General features: G+C 71.7%; 13 protein-coding genes and 1 tRNA gene. 7 read left to right on the forward strand and 7 right to left on the reverse strand.

All coding sequences use genetic code 11. The features are described 5' to 3' along the window. Positions 1 to 3: 3 nt before the first annotated feature. From CG747_RS08880 to CG747_RS08890, 3 genes are read left to right on the forward strand one after another with little or no spacing between them, the layout of a single operon-like run. On the forward strand, positions 4 to 1,824 hold the full coding sequence (locus CG747_RS08880; RefSeq protein ID WP_100601098.1) for a branched-chain amino acid ABC transporter permease: 1,821 nt from the start codon (positions 4 to 6) through the stop codon (positions 1,822 to 1,824). 5 nt (positions 1,825 to 1,829) lie between these two features. Continuing rightward, on the forward strand, positions 1,830 to 2,687 hold the full coding sequence (locus CG747_RS08885) for an ABC transporter ATP-binding protein (RefSeq protein WP_100601099.1): 858 nt from the start codon (positions 1,830 to 1,832) through the stop codon (positions 2,685 to 2,687). After that, positions 2,684 to 3,400, forward strand: a complete 717-nt coding sequence (locus CG747_RS08890) for an ABC transporter ATP-binding protein (RefSeq protein WP_100601100.1) — start codon at positions 2,684 to 2,686, stop codon at positions 3,398 to 3,400. The genes CG747_RS08885 and CG747_RS08890 overlap by 4 nt, the downstream gene beginning before the upstream one ends. Before the next feature lie 120 nt (positions 3,401 to 3,520). On the opposite strand, the gene CG747_RS08895 is transcribed toward CG747_RS08890, so the two are convergent. Further along, positions 3,521 to 4,198: an ANTAR domain-containing response regulator gene (locus tag CG747_RS08895; RefSeq protein ID WP_100601101.1), complete on the reverse strand. Its 678-nt coding sequence runs from the start codon at positions 4,196 to 4,198 to the stop codon at positions 3,521 to 3,523. Between the two features lie 97 nt (positions 4,199 to 4,295). Here CG747_RS08895 and CG747_RS08900 point away from each other — a divergent pair. Together CG747_RS08900 and CG747_RS08905 are read left to right on the forward strand one after the other, a co-directional pair. Further along, positions 4,296 to 4,370 (forward strand) — tRNA-Leu (locus CG747_RS08900). A 110-nt stretch (positions 4,371 to 4,480) separates the two neighbouring features. After that, complete coding sequence (locus CG747_RS08905) at positions 4,481 to 5,251, forward strand: transcriptional regulator (RefSeq protein WP_100601102.1); 771 nt, start codon at positions 4,481 to 4,483, stop codon at positions 5,249 to 5,251. Positions 5,252 to 5,301: 50 nt separating this feature from the next. Here the strand turns inward: CG747_RS08905 and pyk are convergent, their stop codons facing one another. Together pyk and CG747_RS08915 are read right to left on the reverse strand one after the other, a co-directional pair. Then, complete coding sequence (gene pyk, locus CG747_RS08910) at positions 5,302 to 6,738, reverse strand: pyruvate kinase (protein WP_100601103.1); 1,437 nt, start codon at positions 6,736 to 6,738, stop codon at positions 5,302 to 5,304. A 145-nt stretch (positions 6,739 to 6,883) separates the two neighbouring features. Then, on the reverse strand, positions 6,884 to 7,582 hold the full coding sequence (locus tag CG747_RS08915) for an SIMPL domain-containing protein (protein WP_100601104.1): 699 nt from the start codon (positions 7,580 to 7,582) through the stop codon (positions 6,884 to 6,886). 211 nt (positions 7,583 to 7,793) lie between these two features. Here CG747_RS08915 and CG747_RS08920 point away from each other — a divergent pair, with 211 nt between their 5' ends. Continuing rightward, positions 7,794 to 9,608: a bifunctional UDP-sugar hydrolase/5'-nucleotidase gene (locus tag CG747_RS08920; RefSeq protein WP_100601105.1), complete on the forward strand. Its 1,815-nt coding sequence runs from the start codon at positions 7,794 to 7,796 to the stop codon at positions 9,606 to 9,608. Positions 9,609 to 9,695: 87 nt separating this feature from the next. On the opposite strand, the gene CG747_RS08925 is transcribed toward CG747_RS08920, so the two are convergent. The 4 genes from CG747_RS08925 to CG747_RS08940 form a co-directional block, all read right to left on the reverse strand. Next, positions 9,696 to 11,132, reverse strand: a complete 1,437-nt coding sequence (locus CG747_RS08925; protein WP_100601106.1) for a lysine N(6)-hydroxylase/L-ornithine N(5)-oxygenase family protein — start codon at positions 11,130 to 11,132, stop codon at positions 9,696 to 9,698. Further along, the gene (locus tag CG747_RS08930) at positions 11,129 to 12,541 is read right to left on the reverse strand and encodes an aminotransferase class V-fold PLP-dependent enzyme (RefSeq protein WP_100601107.1); all 1,413 of its coding nucleotides are present in this window, start codon (positions 12,539 to 12,541) and stop codon (positions 11,129 to 11,131) included. Before CG747_RS08930 ends, CG747_RS08925 begins: the two co-directional genes overlap by 4 nt. A 272-nt stretch (positions 12,542 to 12,813) precedes the next feature. After that, positions 12,814 to 15,351, reverse strand: a complete 2,538-nt coding sequence (gene pepN, locus CG747_RS08935; RefSeq protein ID WP_100601108.1) for an aminopeptidase N — start codon at positions 15,349 to 15,351, stop codon at positions 12,814 to 12,816. A 78-nt stretch (positions 15,352 to 15,429) separates the two neighbouring features. Then, positions 15,430 to 16,305 carry an AraC family transcriptional regulator gene (locus CG747_RS08940; protein WP_100601109.1) on the reverse strand — a complete coding sequence of 292 codons (876 nt, stop codon included), beginning with the start codon at positions 16,303 to 16,305 and terminating at the stop codon, positions 15,430 to 15,432. 219 nt (positions 16,306 to 16,524) lie between these two features. On the opposite strand from CG747_RS08940, the gene CG747_RS08945 reads away from it, so the two are divergent. Further along, positions 16,525 to 18,387: a beta-galactosidase gene (locus tag CG747_RS08945; protein ID WP_100601110.1), complete on the forward strand. Its 1,863-nt coding sequence runs from the start codon at positions 16,525 to 16,527 to the stop codon at positions 18,385 to 18,387. Positions 18,388 to 18,407 lie beyond the last annotated feature (20 nt).

Raw genomic sequence — 18,407 nt, forward strand, 5'->3', positions numbered from 1 at the left:
CCGATGACCACCACAACCCCCGCCACACCCACCGGCCTCCTCCCCCTCCCCGCACGCGCCGCCCGCCTCACCACCGCGGCCGGCGCCCTCGCCACCGCCGCCACCACCGGCCTCGCCTGGACCTGGACCAGCGACTTCCCCGGCGACCTCACCTACTACGGCTCCCCCGCCGGCCTCCAACTCGTCACCCTCGCCGGCGCCCTCCTCACCCTGCTGTTCGCCACCTCCGCGCACGGCCTCCCCGGCCTCCGCTGGCTCACCCCCGCCGGCCGCACCGCCCCCACCCTGCTCGCCGCCCTCGGCACCTTCGCCACCACCGCCTTCACCCTCACCGCCATCGCCGTCCACCTCGGCGGCCTGGTCAACCTCGAACCCGGCGGCTGCCTCGCCGGCACCACCGCCCTCCTCACCCTCCTAGGCGCCCTCGCCCTACCCCCCGACCACCCCACCGACCCAGCCCCCGCCGGCCCCCGGCAACGCCTGACCGCGGCCCTCACCGCCGGCCCCCTACAACCCCCCGCCCGCCCCCTCCCCACCTGGGCCGAGCACCTGGCCATCGCCGCCGCCACCGCCACCGCCCTGCTCGCCTTCACCTACGGCATCGACACCGACGACGGCGCCCCCTTCATCGGCTACCTCCTCCTCGTCGCCCTCGCCGTCCCCGCCCTCCACCGCGCCGGGCTCCTCGCCCGGCTCACCGCCCTCACCCACCGGCACCGCGGCACCGCCCTCGGCACCGCCTTCCTGGCCGCCGCGGTCTTCCCCTTCACCCAGGACACCGACCAGTACACCCTCATCGGCGCCAACATCCTGATCTTCGCCACCGTCGCCCTGGGCCTCAACGTCGTCGTCGGCCTCGCCGGACTCCTCGACCTCGGCTACGTCGCCTTCCTCGGCGTCGGCGCCTACGCCGCCGCCCTCGTCTCCGGCTCCCCCGAATCCGCCCTCGGCCTCCACTTCCCCTTCTGGGCAGCCCTCCTCACCGGCGCCGCGGCCTCCCTCGCCTTCGGCGTCCTCATCGGCGCCCCCACCCTCCGCCTCCGCGGCGACTACCTCGCCATCGTCACCCTCGGATTCGGCGAGATCTTCCGCATCGCCATGCTCAACCTCAACGGCACCACCGGCCCCGACATCACCAACGGCGCCATGGGCATCCCCAACATCCCCAACCTGGAGATCCTCGGCTTCAACTTCGGCGAACCGCACCGCATCCTCGGCCTCCCCCTCGCCCCCTACGGCAACTACTACCTGCTGATGATCCTCGTCACCGCCCTCGTCGTCCTCGTCTTCCGCCGCGCCGCCGCCTCCCGCATCGGACGCGCCTGGATCGCCATCCGCGAGGACGAGACCGCGGCCGTCGCCATGGGCATCAACAGCTTCCGCCTCCGGCTCCTCGCCTTCGCCCTCGGCGCCGCCCTCGCCGGACTCGCCGGAACCGTCCATGTACACGTAGTAACCACCGCCACCCCCGAACAATTCCAGTTCGCCGGCCCCCAACCCCCCAACTCCGCCTTCCTCCTCGCCGCCGTCATCCTCGGCGGCATGGGCACCCTCAGCGGACCCCTAGTCGGCGCCGCCCTCCTCTTCCTCATCCCCGCCAAACTCGACTTCCTCCAGGACTACCAACTCCTCCTCTTCGGCATCGCCCTCGTCCTCCTCATGCGCCTCCGCCCCGAAGGACTCGTCCCCGACCGCCGCAAGCAACTCGAATTCCACGCCCCCGACCGGCCCGACACCCCCGAGAAGGAAGTCCCCCCGACCGGACCCCGGGGGAGCCTCACCGACCCCGCCGGCACCCTCGGCGCCCCCCAGGCGAAGGCATGACCCCCATGACGACACCCACACCCGCCCCCACCACTCCGGCACCCGCCACCGGACCCCTCCTCGAAGCCACCGACGTCACCATGCGCTTCGGCGGACTCACCGCCGTCCACCGCGTCGACCTCACCGTCCGCACCGGCGAAATCGTCGGCCTCATCGGCCCCAACGGCGCAGGAAAAACCACCTTCTTCAACTGCCTCACCGGCCTCTACACCCCCACCGAAGGCACCATCACCTACCGAGGCACCCGCCTCTCCCCCAAACCCCGCCGCGTCACCCAAGCCGGCATCGCCCGCACCTTCCAGAACATCCGCCTCTTCGCCAACATGACCGTCCTCGAAAACGTCCTCGTAGGACGCCACACCCGCACCAGAGAAGGACTCTGGTCCGCCCTCCTCCGCACCCCCGCCTTCACCCGCGCCGAACGCCACAGCACCCAACGCGCCACAGAACTCCTCGACTTCACCGGACTCGCCGCCAAACGCGACCACCTCGCCCGCAACCTCCCCTACGGCGAACAACGCAAGCTCGAAATCGCCCGCGCCCTCGCCAGCGAACCCGGACTCCTCCTCCTCGACGAACCCACCGCCGGCATGAACCCCCAGGAAACCCGCGCCACCCAGGACCTCGTCCACGCCATCCGCCGCGACCACGGCACCGCCGTCCTCGTCATCGAACACGACATGCGCTTCGTCTTCGGCCTCTGCGACCGCGTCACCGTCCTCGTCCAGGGCCGCAAACTCACCGAAGGCACCCCCCACACCGTCCAGGCCGACGAACGCGTCATCGCCGCCTACCTCGGCACCACCGACGACCCCGCCCCCACCCCCGACACCCCCGGAGAACCCACCGGAGACACCCCATGACCCCGCTGCTCGAAGTCGAGGACCTCCACATCGCCTACGGCAAGATCGAAGCCGTCAAAGGCATCTCGTTCACCGTCCGGGCCGGCCAGGTCGTCACCCTCATCGGCACCAACGGCGCCGGAAAGACCACCACCCTGCGCGCCCTCTCCGGCCTCCTCACCCCCCGCGCCGGAAAGATCACCTTCGACGGACACCCCCTCAACGGCGTCCCCGCCCACACCATCGTCCGACGCGGCCTGGCCCACTCCCCCGAAGGCCGCCGCCTCTTCCCCCGCCTGACCATCGCCGAGAACCTCCAACTCGGCGCCTTCCTCCGCAAGGACACCGCCGCCGTCAACGCCGACACCCAACGCGTCTACGACCTCTTCCCGGTCCTCGGCGAACGCCGCCGGCAACCCTCCGGAACCCTCTCCGGCGGCGAACAGCAAATGCTCGCCATGGGCCGCGCCCTGATGTCCCGCCCCAAACTCCTCATGCTCGACGAACCCTCCATGGGCCTCTCACCGATCATGATGCGCACCATCACGGACACCATCCGCGCCCTCCGCGACCAGGGCACCACCATCCTCCTCGTCGAACAGAACGCACACGCCGCGCTCTCCCTCGCCGACGAGGGCCACGTCATGGAAACCGGCCGCATCGCCCTCTCCGGCACCGGCGCACACCTCCTCCACGACGCCTCCGTCCGCAAGACCTACCTGGGCGAGGACTGACCCCACGGAACCCCGGCCGACCCCGGCCCCGCACACGACAAAGCGCCGGCGGCGCCCCACACGGGCACCACCGGCGCTCGACGAACCAGTCCGGGCCTCCCGGCCCCCCCGGCCCCGGACCTACTGGTCCTGACCCGGCTCCTTCGCCTGACCCTTCTGCTGCTGACGCTCCGTCGCGTCCTGGATGACCGCCTCGGCCACCTGGTGCATCGACAGCCGACGGTCCATCGACGTCTTCTGGATCCACCGGAACGCGGCCGGCTCCGACAGCCCGTACTCCGTCTGCAGAACGCTCTTCGCCCGATCCACCAGCTTCCGCGTCTCCAGCCGCTGGCTGAGGTCGGCGACCTCCTTCTCCAGCGCCCGCAGCTCGGTGAACCGGCTCACCGCCATCTCGATCGCCGGCACGACATCGCTCTTCGAGAACGGCTTCACGAGGTACGCCATGGCACCCGCGTCCCGGGCCCGCTCCACCAGCTCGCGCTGCGAGAACGCGGTCAGCATCAGGACCGGCGCAATGCTCTCCTCGGCGATCTTCTCGGCCGCCGAGATACCGTCCAGGATCGGCATCTTCACGTCCAGGATCACCAGATCGGGACGGTGCTCCCGGGCCAGCTCCACGGCTTTCTGACCGTCCCCGGCCTCACCGACGACGGAGTAGCCCTCCTCCTCCAGCATCTCCTTGAGGTCGAGGCGGATGAGCGCCTCGTCCTCGGCGATCACGACGCGCGTGGTCAGCGGCGGGACGTGCGACTGGTCGCCGTCGGCGACGGGCTGCTGGGGCTCGGCAGCACTCAAGGGGACTCCTCGTTCCAGGCAGGTGGTGCCCCATGAGCCTACCTATCTCCTGTAGGGTGGTCCCACAGCAGGTAGGCACTAGCCTTTGATTCCGCTGGCCCCGGTAGCCCAATTGGCATGAGGCAATGGATTCAAAACCCATACAGTGTCGGTTCGAGTCCGACCCGGGGCACTTTACCTTCGATTGCAAGGTCACCCAAGAGCCTAGGGAATTCGCTCGATAGAGCGAACAATCGTCCATTCGGACACCCCGGGGCATTTTTTTGCCTCACGGTCGCTTCCGTGTACGACCGAGCAGCCCGTGAGCACGCCCTCGCCCTCGTAGCGCAAGGCCGCAGCCTCAACTCCGTCAGTAAACAGACAGCGATATCACGCCACGCGATCCGGTCGTGGCAGCACCGTATCCAGCCACTCTCGCGCACGACGGCGTGCACCCGCTGCGAACGGGAGCCACGACCGCCCGACGCGACCGCGCCGTACGCCTATCTGCTCGGCCTGTACCTCGGCGACGGCTGCATCAGCCGCCAGCCCAGGGGCGGCTACGCACTCCGCATCGCGTGCGCGGATGCCTGGCCCGGACTAATCGCGGCGTGCCGAGCAGCGGTGCGGGCGGTTCGCCCGATGAACAGCGTGTGCGTCGCGCAGAAAGCGGGCTGCGTCATGGTGACGAGTTACAGCCGGCACTGGCCGTGCCTCTTCCCCCAGCATGGCCCCGGCAAGAAGCATGAGCGGCGGATCATCCTCGAACCCTGGCAGCAGCAGATCGTGGACGACCATCCGTGGGAGTTCCTCCGCGGGCTCATCCACTCTGACGGCTGTCGGATGACCAACTGGACAACCCGTGTGGTCGGTGGCGAGCGCAAGCGCTACGAGTATCCGCGGTACTTCTTCACCAACATGTCTGCGGACATCCTGCGGCTCTATACGGAGACACTCGACAAGGTCGGTGTCGAATGGAAGCCCGCACGGCAATCCCGGAAAGCGGAGAACATCTCCGTCGCCCGGCGCGCCTCCGTCGCCCTCATGGACAAACACATCGGGCCGAAGTACTGACAGGGACGGCAGTCAGTTCCTCGGCCCAGCGGGTTCAGGTGCGGGTGGAGCTAGTTGCGGATGTCGTCCTCGCCGATGTGGTGGACGCGGACGAGGTTGGTGGAGCCGGGGACTCCGGGCGGGGAGCCGGCGGTGATGATGACGACGTCGCCCTTCTTGCAGCGGCCGATCTTGAGCAGTTGCTCGTCGACCTGGGCGACCATCTCGTCGGTGGAGTTGACGGTGGGGCCGAGGAAGGTCTCCACGCCCCAGGTGAGGTTGAGCTGGGAGCGGGTCGCGGGGTCGGGGGTGAAGGCGAGGAGGGGGATGGGCGAGCGGTAGCGGGAGAGGCGGCGGACGGTGTCGCCGGACTGGGTGAAGGCGACGAGGAACTTGGCGCCGAGGAAGTCGCCCATTTCGGCGGCGGCGCGGGCGACGGCGCCGCCCTGGGTGCGGGGCTTGCTGTGTTCGGTCAGCGGCGGCAGTCCCTTGGCGAGGATGTCCTCCTCGGCGGCTTCGACGATGCGGCTCATGGTGCGGACCGTCTCGGTGGGGTACTTGCCGACGCTGGTCTCGCCGGAGAGCATCACGGCGTCGGTGCCGTCGATGATGGCGTTGGCGACGTCGGAGGCTTCGGCGCGGGTGGGGCGGGAGTTGTCGATCATCGAGTCGAGCATCTGGGTGGCGACGATGACCGGTTTGGCGTTGCGCCTGGCGAGTTTGACGGCGCGCTTCTGGACGATCGGGACGGTTTCCAGGGGCATTTCGACGCCGAGGTCGCCGCGGGCGACCATGATGCCGTCGAAGGCGGCGACGATGTCGTCGATGCTGTCGACGGCCTGGGGCTTCTCGACCTTGGCGATGACGGGCAGGTAGCGGTTCTCCTCGCGCATGATGCGGTGGACGTCCTGGATGTCGCGGCCGCTGCGGACGAAGGAGAGGGCGATGATGTCGGCGCCGTAGCGCAGGGCCCAGCGGAGGTCGTCCTGGTCCTTCTCGGAGAGGGCGGGGACGGAGACGGCGACGCCGGGGAGGTTGAAGCCCTTGTGGTCGGAGACCATGCCTCCTTCGACGACCTTGGTGTGGACGCGGGGGCCTTCGACGGCGGTCACTTCGAGGGTGACCTTGCCGTCGTCGACGAGGATGCGTTCGCCGGGGGTGACGTCGCCGGCGAGGCCGGGGTAGGTGGTGCCGCAGAGGTGGCGGTCGCCTTCGACGCCGTCCTCGACGGTGATGGTGAAGGTGTCGTCGCGTTCAAGGAGTACGGGTCCTTCGCGGAATCGACCGAGGCGGATCTTCGGGCCTTGAAGGTCGGCGAGGATTCCGACGCTGCGGTGGGATTCTTCGGATGCTTTGCGGACCCGGTCGAAGCGCGCTTCGTGATCGGCGTAGGTGCCGTGGCTGAGGTTGAAGCGGGCGATGTCCATTCCGGCGTCGACGAGGGCTTTGATCTGCTCGTACGAGTCGGTGGCGGGTCCCAGTGTGCAGACGATCTTTGCTCGGCGCATGTTTCGACCCTATGACTTACCCGGCGGTAGGGAACTGTGGGGACATGACTGCTCAACGACCGCTTGGTGAAAGGCTGTTGACAAGTAATGGAATGGGCGCGAAGCCGCTCCGATGAGCAGAATTACGGCTTCGCGCGGTGTCGTCTCACAGCACGGGACGGGTCATCGTGAAGCGTGCGTTGACGCTGGCGTAGACGGTCTGGCGGCGGGGTTCGAGGTCGAGGGCGGGAGCGGATTCGAGTCCGGCGCCGCGGGCGGAACCGGGGGCCGCGAAGCCGTAGCCCTGCTGCTGGGGCGGGCCCTCGGCGCCGAGGTCGGCGATTTCGAGGACGGCTTCGAGGCGGGCGCCGAGGGCTTCGGCGTATTCGCGGGCGCGTTGGACGGCTTCGTGGACGGCCTGGGTGCGGGCGCTGCGGTGGGCGGGCGAGTCGGGGCGGAGGGCCCACCAGGGGCCGTCGACGCGGGTGAGTTCGAGGTCGGCGAGGCGGGTGGTGAGTTCGCCGAGGGCGGTGAAGTCGTTGAGGGTGGCGGTGAGGGTGACGCGTCCGTGGTAGGCGCGGATGCGTTCGTGGCGGCCTTTGTCGGTGAGTTGGGGGGTGAGGGTGAAGCTGCTGGTCTCCAGCTTTTCGACGGCGTCGCCGTAGCTCTTGATGAGGGTGAGGGCGTGTTCGTTGCGGCGGGTGAGGTCGGTGAGGGCGGTTTTGCGGTCGGTGCCGCGGGCGCTGACGGTGAGGGTGATGCGGGCGATCTCGGGGTCGATTTCGAGGCGGGCTTCGCCGCGGACGGCGAGGCGGGGGGCATCGGGGGTGCCGTAGGGGAGGGCGGCGGCGGTGGGTTCGGTCATGGGTGGCAGGTGCCTTTCGGGTGGTGGGTGCGGGGCCTGGGGTTGCAGGGTTGCACAGGGAGGCGGGGTGGGGTTGGTCATCGGATCGCAACCTGTTGGGGGTGTTGCGCGGGGGGTGGCTGCGCCAGAATCTACGCGCGTTGCCCCGGGCCGGACGTCCGGGTCCGTCGCGCGGTGCAGGGCATGTGCCGTGTTCTTTCTGGGAGTTGCGATGACGTTCGACCGGAGGAAGTTCCTGGGTGGTTCCGTGGTGACGGGGGCGGGGGTGGTGCTCGCGGGAGCGGGCGCGCCGACCGCGGCCGCGGCACCGGCCGCCCCGGCGGGCCGCGGGGGCGGTGCGGGTCGGGAGCGTTATGCGTTCACGGTCATGGGGACGACGGATCTGCACGGGAACGTCTTCAACTGGGATTACGCCACCGACGCCGAGTTCGACGACAAGGACCACAATGATGTGGGGCTGGCGAAGATCTCCACGCTGGTGCAGGACGTCCGCCGGGAGAAGGGGCGGAAGAACACCCTGCTGATCGATGCGGGCGACACCATTCAGGGGACGCAGCTGGGGTATTACTACGCGAAGGTGGATCCGATCACGGGGCCGCACGGCCCGGTGCATCCGATGGCGCGGGCGATGAATGCGATCGGCTATGACGCGGCGGCGCTGGGGAACCACGAGTTCAATTACGGGATTCCGGTGCTGCGGAAGTTCGAGGAGAGCTGTCGTTTTCCGCTGCTGGGTGCGAACGCGGTGGATGCGAAGACGCTGCGGCCGGCGTTCCGGCCGTATGTGATCAAGCGGTTGCGGACCCCGCGCGGGCGGGACGTGCGGGTGGCGGTGCTGGGTCTGACGAATCCGGGGATCGCGATCTGGGACAAGGCGAACGTGCAGGGGAAGCTGGCGTTCCCGGGCCTTACGGAGCAGGCCGCGAAGTGGGTGCCGAAGCTGCGGTCGATGGGTGCCGACGTGGTGATCGTGGCGGCGCATTCGGGGGCCAGCGGTACGTCGTCGTACGGGGATCAGTTGCCGTATGTGGAGAACGCGGCGGCGCTGGTGGCGGAGAAGGTGCCGGGGATCGACGCGATCCTGGTGGGGCATGCGCATGTGGAGATCCCGGAGCGGCGGGTGGTGAACAAGGCGACGGGCCGGGAGGTGGTGCTGTCGGAGCCGCTGAAGTGGGGGCAGCGGCTGACGTGCTTCGACGTGGAGGTGGAGTGGCGTCGGGGCCGTTGGGCGGTGGCGTCGGTGGGTTCGAAGGTGCTCAACTCCAATGCGGTGGCGGAGGATCCGCAGATCACGGACATGCTGCGGGCGGCGCATGCCAAGGTCGTGGCGTATGTGAACCGGGTGATCGGGAAGTCGAAGGCGGAGATGTCGGCGGCCGAGGCGCCGGTGAAGGACACCGCGATTCTGGATTTCATCGCGTTCGTGCAGGCGGAGGCGGTGCGTAAGGCGCTTGCCGGGTCGGCGCACGCGGCGTTGCCGGTGTTGTCGCAGGCGTCGTGTTTCTCGCGGACGGCGAAGGTGCCGGCGGGGGAGGTGTCGATCCGGTCGATGGCGGCGCTCTACCCGTTCGACAACACCTTGGAGGCGCGGGTGTTGACGGGCAGGCAGCTGCGGGAGTACCTGGAGTTCTCCGCGCGGTATTACGTGCAGACGGCGCCGGGCGGTCCGGTGGATCCGGCGCGGGTCACCAATGCGGACGGTACGCCGGATTACAACTATGACGTGGTGAGCGGGGTCTCGTACGAGATCGATATCGCGCAGCCGGCGGGTCGGCGGATCGGGAAGCTGACGTTCGAGGGGAAGCCGTTGGCGGATGACGCGCGGTTCGTGCTGGCGGTGAACAACTACCGGGCGAGTGGCGGTGGTGGTTTTCCGCATGTGGCGTCGGCGGAGCAGGTGTGGTCGACGTCGGAGGAGATCCGGAATCTGATCATCGCGTGGGTGGAGGCGAGCGGGTTGATCGATCCGGCGGTGTTCGCCTCGGTGGACTGGAGGCTGACGCGGGACGGGGTGCCGGTGTTCTAGGCACGGTCGGGTCGTGTCGCCGTCGTGTCGGCGGGCCGCCCCTCTCCCCCGGTCCGGGTTCGGGCGGGGTGGGAGGGGCGGTGGCGTTCAGTGGCGCGGGACGAGGGTGGAGCTCTGGCGGGGGACGGTGCCGGTGCGGCGGGTCGGGGGGTGGCTGAGGCCGAAGGTGGTGAAGGCGGTGCGGTGCGGGAGGGGGTAGGCGGGGCTGCCGGTGAGGGAGTTGAGGATGGTGGCGCTGCGCCAGGCGGCGAGGCCGAGGTCGGGGGCGCCGACGCCGTGGGTGTGGCGTTCGGCGTTCTGGACGTAGAGGGAGCCGGTGATGGCGGGGTCGAGGACGAGGCGGTGGTGTTCGTCGATGCGGGGGCGTTCGGAGGCGTCGCGGCGGAGGTAGGGGTCGAGGGCGGCGAGCAGGGTGTCGAGGCGGCGTTCGCGGTAGCCGGTGGCGAGGACGACGGCGTCGGTGGTGAGGCGGGAGCGGCTGCCCTGCTGGGCGTGTTCCAGGTGGAGTTCGACCTTGGTGGTGCCGACCCGGCCGGCGGTGCGGACCTGGACGCCGGGGGTGAGGACGGCGTTGGGCCAGCCGCCGTCGAGGGTGCGGCGGTAGAGCTCGTCGTGGAGGGCGGCGAGGGTGTCGTGGTCGATGCCTTTGTAGAGCTGCCATTGGGCGGGGAGGAGCTCGTCGCGGACGCGTTCGGGGAGGGCGTGGAAGTAGCGGGTGTAGTCGGGGGTGAACTGCTCCAGGCCGAGTTTGCTGTATTCCATGGGCGCGAAGGCCGGGGTGCGGGCGAGCCAGTGGAGGTTCTCGCGGCCGGCGGGGCGGGCGCGGAGTTGGTCGAGGAAGATCTCCGCGCCTGACTGGCCGGCGCCGATGACGGTGAGGTGGTCGGCGTCGAGGAGGCGTTCGCGGTGGTCGAGGTAGTCGGCGGCGTGGATGACGGGGACGGTGGGGGCCTCGGCGAGGGGGCGCAGGGGGATGGGGATGTGGGGGGCGGTGCCGATGCCGAGGACGAGGTTGCGGGCGTAGGTGCGGCCGAGGGCTTCGGCTTCGCCGTCGGCGCCGAGCTGGGTGAAGTCGACTTCGAAGAGGTTGCGTTCGTGGTTCCAGCGGACGGCGTCGATGTGGTGGCCGAAGTGGAGGGAGGGGAGGTTTTCGCTGACCCAGCGGCAGTAGGCGTCGTATTCGGCGCGGTGGATGTGGAAGCGCTCGGCGAAGTAGAAGGGGAAGAGGCGTTCGCGGGTTTTGAGGTAGTTGAGGAAGGTCCAGGGGCTGGCGGGGTCGGCGAGGGTGACGAGGTCGGCGAGGAAGGGGACTTGGAGGGTGCTGCCGTCGATGAGGAGGCCGGGGTGCCAGTGGAAGGCGGGGTGCTGGTCGTAGAAGGCGGTGCGGAGCTCGGTGAGGGGGTGGGCGAGGGCGGCGAGGGAGAGGTTGAAGGGGCCGATGCCGATGCCGACGAGGTCGAGGGGCTCGTCGGGGCCGGGGGTGTCGGTGGCGGTGCCGGGCTCGGTGTGCGGTGGGGTGTTCATCGCGGGGTGTGGCCTTCCACGAGCTTGAGGAGGTTGGTGAGGTCTCCGGGTTGGGTGTGGGGGTTGAGGAGGGTGGCTTTGAGCCAGAGGCCGGTGGGGGTGGTGGCGCGGCCGAGGACGGCGTGGCCTTCGGTGAGGAGGGAGCGGCGGATGGCGGCGAGGGTGGTGTCGTCGGCACCGATGGGGCGGAAGAGAAGGGTGGCGAGGGTGGGGCGGGAGTGGAGTTCGTAGCCGGGGTGGGCGTCGATGAGGTCGGCGAAGGTCCGGGCGGCGGCCAGGGTGCGGTCGACGAGGTCGCCGAGGCCCTGTCGGCCCAGGGCCTTGAGGGTGACGGCGATCTTGAGGATGTCGGGGCGGCGGGTGGTGCGCAGGGAGCGGCCGAGGAGGTCGGGGAGTCCGGCTTCGGTGTCGTCGTCGGCGTTGAGGTAGTCGGCTTGGTGGGCGAGGGGGGTGAGGGTGGCCGGGGCGGGGACGGCGAGGAGGCCGGCGGCGACCGGTTGCCAGCCGAGTTTGTGCAGGTCGAGGGTGACGGTGTGGGCGCGGGCGAGGCCGGTCAGGGCGTGCCGGTGGGTGTCGCTGAAGAGGAGCGGGCCGCCGTAGGAGGCGTCGATGTGGAAGCGGGCGCCGTGCCGGTCGGCGAGGGCGGCGAGGGCCGGGAGGGGGTCGATGACGCCGGCGTCGGTGGTGCCGGCGGTGGCGATGAGCAGGACGGGACCGGTGCGTCCGGTGAGTTCGGCGAGGCAGGTGTGGACGGTGGCGGGGTCGAGGGTGCCGTCGGGGGTGGGGAGGGTGAGGGGTTCGGGGAGGCCGAGGAGCCAGGCGGCGCGGTGGATGCTGTGGTGGGCGTTGGCGCCGCAGACGATCCGGAGCGGGCCGGTGGTGTCCGGGGGGCGGGGGGCTTCGCGGGCCAGGAGGACGGCGAGTTGGTTGGATTCGGTGCCGCCGGTGGTGACCAGCGCGTCGGGTGCGGTGGCCGCGGGGTAGACGAGGCCGGCGAGGGCGCGGGCGGTGCGGACTTCGAGTTCGGCGGCGGCGGGGGCCTGGTCCCAGGAGTCCATCGAGGGGTTGAGGGCGCCGACGGCGAGGTCGGCGGCGGTGGCCAGGGCCAGTGGCGGGCAGTGCAGGTGGGCGGCGCAGTGCGGGTCGGCGGGGTCGGCGGCGCCGGCGGCGAGGGTGTGGACGAGGGTGCGCAGGGCGGTGTGCGGGCCGGTGCCCTGCTCGGGGAGGAGCGGCAGGCAGGCGTCGCGTACGGCGCGGGCGACGGCGTCGGGGCCGCCGGGCGGGAGGGGGCCGGAGCGGTCCTGGGCGCCGGTGGTGAGGGCGTCGAGGACGATGTCAAGGAGGGGGCGGAGCGCGCGGGGGCCGTCGGTGCCGCCTGCGAGGGCGGTGCCGGCAGGGGCGACTGGCATCAAAGGGCTCTTCTTCAACGGGAGTTGGGTGCACGGTGCACCGGGCCTTAGGCCGCCCTAAGTTACTGGCCCGGTACGGCGGGTATCCACCCGTTGCGCCGGGACCACCCGTTCGCGGGACGGATGTCCCGCAGGTGTTCGATTGCCTGCGGTCTTGCGTCCCGTCGAGGAGCGGGTGCCCGGGGGGCATGGAGGTGGCGTGGACGCGGCGCGGGTGCCGTCCGGCGGTCTCCCTCCGCCCGACGGCACCCGTGCGTACCGCGTCCGGTGAGCTAGCGCACGGCGGCCGTCCGCACCCTCAACGCCCGGTGCAGGTCGTCGAGTTGGTCGGCGAGGGCGCGTCGCAGGGCCGGTGTCGGGTCGCCCTCGGTCAGGCATTCCTCGCCGCGGCGGAGGGTGTCCTCCTCGACGAGGACGGCGGGGAAGGCGTATCGGCCGGCGGCCTGGGCGAGGGCGGGGCCGCGGCGGGCGGCGAGGGCGGGGACCTCGGCGAAGTAGCGGGCGGCGTAGGGGCGGAGCAGGTCCAGCTGCTCGGGGGCCCAGAAGCCGCCGGCGGTGGCGGTGAAGAGGTAGTTGGAGAGTTCGGACTGCGTGTCGGTGGTGAACAGGGCGTCCCACGCGGCCTGTTTGGCGGCCGGGTCGGGGAGCGCGGCGCGGCAGCGGGCGGCGCCCTCCTGGCCGGTGGCGCTCGGGTCGCGGGCGAGTTCGGCGTCGATGGCCTCGTGGAGTGCGGCCAGCGGTGTGGCGCCGAGCGTGGCGAGCCGGGCGAGGATGCGCCAGCGCAGTTCGTGGTCGAGGGCGGGGCCGCCGGGGACGCTGCCGTCGTCGAGCCATTCCTGGAGGGTCTCGGGGCCGGTGGCGCCGGCGATGAAGGCGCGGACGGCGGTCAGCCGCAGTCCGGCTTCGGGGCCGTGGCCGGGGCCTTCGGTGCGGCGCAGGATGTCGCGGCTGAGGGAGGTGAGGGTGGTCAGGGCGGTGCGGCGGGCCTCCGGGGGGAGGTAGCGGTCGGCGATCTGGGTGCGGGCGAAGGCCAGGACGCCCTGGACGATGGCGAGGTCGGTCTCGTGCGGGAGGTGGTCGCGGGCCGCGTCCAGGTAGGCGGTGGGCGCCAGTTCGCCGTCGCGGACCAGGTCGCGGGCGGCGTTCCAGACGACCGCGCGGGTCAGCGGGTCGGGCAGCCCGGACAGTGCGCGGGCGGCGGTCTCCCAGGAGGCGGCGTCGAAGCGGACCTTGGCGTAGCTGAGGTCGCCGTCGTTGAGGACGACGAGGGCGGGGGCGGCCTTGGGGAAGGTGTGCCGGGTGGGGTGGCCGTCCGCCGGGATGTCCACGTCGAAGCGGTCGCGCAGGGTCAGCCGGTCGGGGTGGTCCGGGTCGGGGGCGTAGGCGCCGACGGCGATGCGGTGCGGGCGGCTGCCGGTGTGGGCGATGTCCAGGTGCCAGGTGCCGGCGTCCTCGGCGACGGTCGGGGTGAGGGTGTCGACGCCGGTGGTGCGCAGCCAGCGTTCGGCCCAGGCGTGCACGTCGCGGTCGGTGGCGCGGGCCAGGGAGTCGATGAAGTCGGCGAGGGTGGCGTTGCCGAAGCGGTGCCGGGCGAAGTGGTCGTTGATGCCGGCGAGGAAGTCCTTCTCCCCCATCCAGGCGACGAGTTGGCGCAGGGCGGAGGCGCCCTTGGCGTAGGAGATGCCGTCGAAGTTGAGGAGTGCGGAGGCGGTGTCGGGGACGTCGTCGGGGGCGGGGGCGACGGGGTGGGTGGAGGGGCGCTGGTCGGCGTCGTAGCCCCAGCCCTTGCGGGCGATCGCGAAGTCGGTCCAGGTGTCGGTAAAGCGGGTGGCCTCCGAGAGGACCTGGTAGCCCATGTACTCGGCGAAGGACTCGTTGAGCCAGATGTCGTCCCACCACTGGAGGGTGACGAGGTCGCCGAACCACATGTGGGCCATCTCGTGGGCGATGACCATGCCGCGGGTCTGCCGCTCGGTGTCGGTGACGGCGGAGCGGAAGACGAATTCGTCGCGGAAGGTGACCAGGCCGGGGTTCTCCATCGCGCCGGCGTTGAACTCGGGGACGAATGCCTGGTCGTAGGAGTCGAAGGGGTACGGCTCGTCGAAGATCTCGTGGTAGCGGTCGTAGCAGCGGCGGGTGAGGTCGAAGAGCTCCTCGGCGTCGGCGTCGAGGTGGGGGGCGAGGGAGCGGCGGCAGTGCAGGCCGAAGGGGAGGCCGGCGTGTTCGGTGTGGAGGGAGTGCCAGGGGCCGGCGGCGACGGCGACGAGGTAGGTGCTGATGCGGGGGGTGGCGGCGGCCCGCCAGGTGCCGTCGGGGAGCTGTTCGGTGCGGCCGTTGGCGAGGACGGTCCAGGCCGGTGGGGCGGTGGCGGTCAGCTCGAAGACGGCCTTGAGGTCGGGCTGGTCGAACGCGCCGAAGACGCGCTGGATGTCGTCCATGAACAGCTGCGTGTAGACGTACTGCTCGCCGTCGGCGGGGTCGGTGAAGCGGTGCATGCCCTCGCCGGTGCGGGAGTAGCCCATGGTGGCGTCGAGGCGCAGTTCGTGGGGGCCGGCGGTCAGGGCGGTCAGGGGGAGGCGGTTGCCGTCGAGGGCGGCGGGGTCCAGGGGCCGGCCGTCGAGGGTGGCGGCGTGGAGTGCGACGGGCCGGATCTCGACGAAGGTGTCGCCCGGTTCGCGGGCGGTGAAGTGGATGACGGTGCGGGAGGTGAACTCTTCGTCGCCGTGTGTGAGATCGAGGGCGATCTCGTACCGGTGGACGTCGAGCATCTGGGCACGGGCCTCGGCTTCGGGGCGCTGCAGTACGGGCATGCGTGGCAGCTTCCCACGTCGCGGTCCCGGTGGCGCGGGGTATTCCGCGGGCCCGGTCGGGGGCGGGGTGCGCCCGTCCTACTGCACCCGCGGGGGGTCGGCGGGGTCCGGTACCTGCGTCGACCATCCGCCGGGTACGGAGCGGACCTGGCGGTCGCGGAAGCGGGCCGGGGCGAGGCCGACGCGGCGGGTGAAGAGGCGGCTGAAGTAGGCGGGGTCGTCGTAGCCGACGCGGCGGGCGACGGCGGCGACGGGGAGGTCGGTGGCGACGAGGAGTTCCTTGGCGCGGCCGAGGCGGATGCCGAGGAGGTAGTCCTTGGGGCTGCAGCCGGCCCCGTGGCGTACCGCGGTGCGGAGTGCGGCGGGGGTCATGCCGTGCCGGGCGGCGTGCTCGGCGACCGAGAGCGGGAGGAACGCGTCGCGGGCGAGGGCGGCCAGGACCGGTTCGCCGTCGGCGTCGGTGTCGGCGCGGGCGCGGCGCAGCGCGACGAGGAGTTCGTGGACGGCGGCGGCGGTCTCGACCTCCAGGAGCGGGTTGCCGCGGCGGGCGGCACGGGCGATGCGGCCGATCGCGGCGCGGGCCGGTCCGGGGTCGGCGAGCGGGACGAGGGGCTGGTGGGGGTCGATGTAGCCGAGTTCGGTGTAGGTGTCGGCGGCGGGGCCGGTGAAGTCGACGAAGCTCTCGTCCCAGCCGGTGTCGGGGTCGGCGCCGTAGTGGTGCGGGACGCCGGGCAGGAGCCAGAGCAGGGCGGGGGCGGTGACGGTGCGGCGGCGGCCGTCGGGGGCGGTGCACCAGCCGCGGCCGGCGCTGATGACGACGGCTACGTGGTGGTCGAGGGTGCGCGGGCCGACGGGTGGCAGGGCGCCGTGCTGGAGGCCGACGCCCAGGCAGACCAGGCCGAGCCGGTGGTGGACCGGGCTCGGGGTGAAGTAGCGCATCCAGGTGTGGTACATGCCGGCCGGCCTCCCGTCCTCGTGCGCCGCCGCTCCGCCGCGCCCGTGAAGCGCCGGGCCGTCGGGCGGTCCGGACGATCCGAGCGGTCCGGGACGCGCCGTCCGGGGCGAACCGTCCAAACAGCCTTGATCTTTGTCCATGGACCGGCGGGCCGCCAGAGGGCGAGGGTGTGGGCGATCGGGGAACGAGCGGGGGAACGACCAGCCGGGAGGCGTGACGTGCGGTTTGCCGTTGGGGAGCGGGACTTCGAGGTGGACGGGCGGCCGGTGCGGCTGCTGTCGGGCGCGCTGCACTACTTCCGGGTGCACGAGGCGCAGTGGGGGCACCGGCTGGCGATGCTGCGGGCGATGGGGCTGAACTGCGTGGAGACGTACGTGCCGTGGAACCTGCACGAGCCGCGGCCGGGTGAGCTGCGGGACGTCGCGGCGTTGGGGCGGTTCCTCGACGCGGTGCGGGCGGCGGGGCTGCTGGCGATCGTGCGGCCGGGTCCCTACATCTGCGCGGAGTGGGAGAACGGGGGGCTGCCGTCGTGGTTGACGGGGGCGTTGGGGCGGCGGGTGCGGACCCGGGACACGGCGTTCCTGCGGGCCGTGGACGGCTGGTGGCGGGCGCTGCTGCCGCAGGTGGTGGCGCGGCAGTGCGACCGGGGCGGGCCGGTGGTGCTGGTGCAGGTGGAGAACGAGTACGGGTCGTACGGGTCGGACGCGGAGTATCTGGATCATCTGGCGCGGCGGTTGCGGGAGCTGGGGGTGACCGTCCCGCTGTGCACGTCGGACGGCGCGGAGGACCACATGCTGACCGGTGGGAGTGTGCCGGGGGTGCTGGCGACGGTGAACTTCGGGTCGGGGGCGCGGGCGGCGTTCGCGGCGCTGCGCCGGCACCGGGGGCGGGGGCCGCTGATGTGCATGGAGTTCTGGTGCGGGTGGTTCGCGCATTGGGGGCGGGCGGAGGAGCCGCGGGGGGCGGCGGACGCGGCGGCGGCGCTGCGGGAGGTGCTGGAGTGCGGTGCGTCGGTGAATGTGTACATGGCGCACGGCGGGACGAGTTTCGGTGGGTGGGCGGGGGCGAACCGGGCGGGTGAGCTGCAGGACGGGGCACTGCTGCCGACGGTGACGTCGTACGACTACGGGGCGCCGGTGGACGAGCGGGGGCGGCCGACGGAGAAGTTCTGGCGGATGCGGGAGGTGCTGGCGGAGTTCGCGGAGGGGCCGTTGCCGGAGCTGCCGGAGCCGGAGCCGGTGTTGGCGGGGCCGGTGGGGGTGGTGTTGTCGGGGTGGCTGTCGTTGGACGCGGTGCTGGAGGCGTTGGGTGATCCGGAGGTGTGCGCGGGGGTGCCGCCGACGTTCGAGGAGGTGGGGGTGGACCGGGGGCTGGTCCGGTACCGGGTGGCGGTGCCGGGGCCGCGGGAGCCGTACGAGCTGCGGGTCGTCGGGTTGCGGGACCGGGCGGTGACGGTGGTGGACGGGGTGCGGGGGCCGGTGCTGGTGGAGGAGTCCGGGGCGGGCCCGGCAGACCCGGCGGGCGCGCTGCTGGGGGCGGTGCCGGGGCCGGCGGAGGTGGAGCTGTGGGTGGAGTCGCTGGGCCGGGTCAACTACGGCCCGCGGCTGGGCGAGGCGAAGGGGATCACGGGCGGGGTGCTGCACGAGCGGCAGTATCTGCACGGGGTGCGGGCGCGGGGGTTGCGGCTGGACGCGCTGGAGGGGCCGGCGGGGGTCGCGGCGGTGGCCGGGCTGGGGTTCGGTGCGCCGGCGGCGGGGGCGCGGGGGCTGCACCGGGGCACGGTGACGGTGCCGGCGGGCGGGGTGGGGGATGCGGTGCTGGAGTTGCCGGGGTGGACGCGCGGGTTCGTGTGGGTGGGGGGATTTCCGGTGGGGCGCTACTGGTCGGCGGGTCCGCAGCGGGGGTTGTTCGTGCCGGGCCCGGTGTTGCGGGAGGGGGCGAACGAGGTGGTGGTGTTGGAGCTGGAGGGGCCAGAAGGGTCAGAAGAGAGCGAAGGGATGGAAGGGATGGAAGCGGCAGCCGGATCGGAAGGGTCGGCTGGTGCGGGCGGGGCGGTGGGGGTGCCGCGGCTGGTGCCGTGAGGCAGGCAGGCAGGCGGGCC

Origin of the sequence: Streptomyces sp. CB02959 (assembly GCF_002803155.1) — a bacterium.
GTDB lineage: Bacteria > Actinomycetota > Actinomycetes > Streptomycetales > Streptomycetaceae > Streptomyces.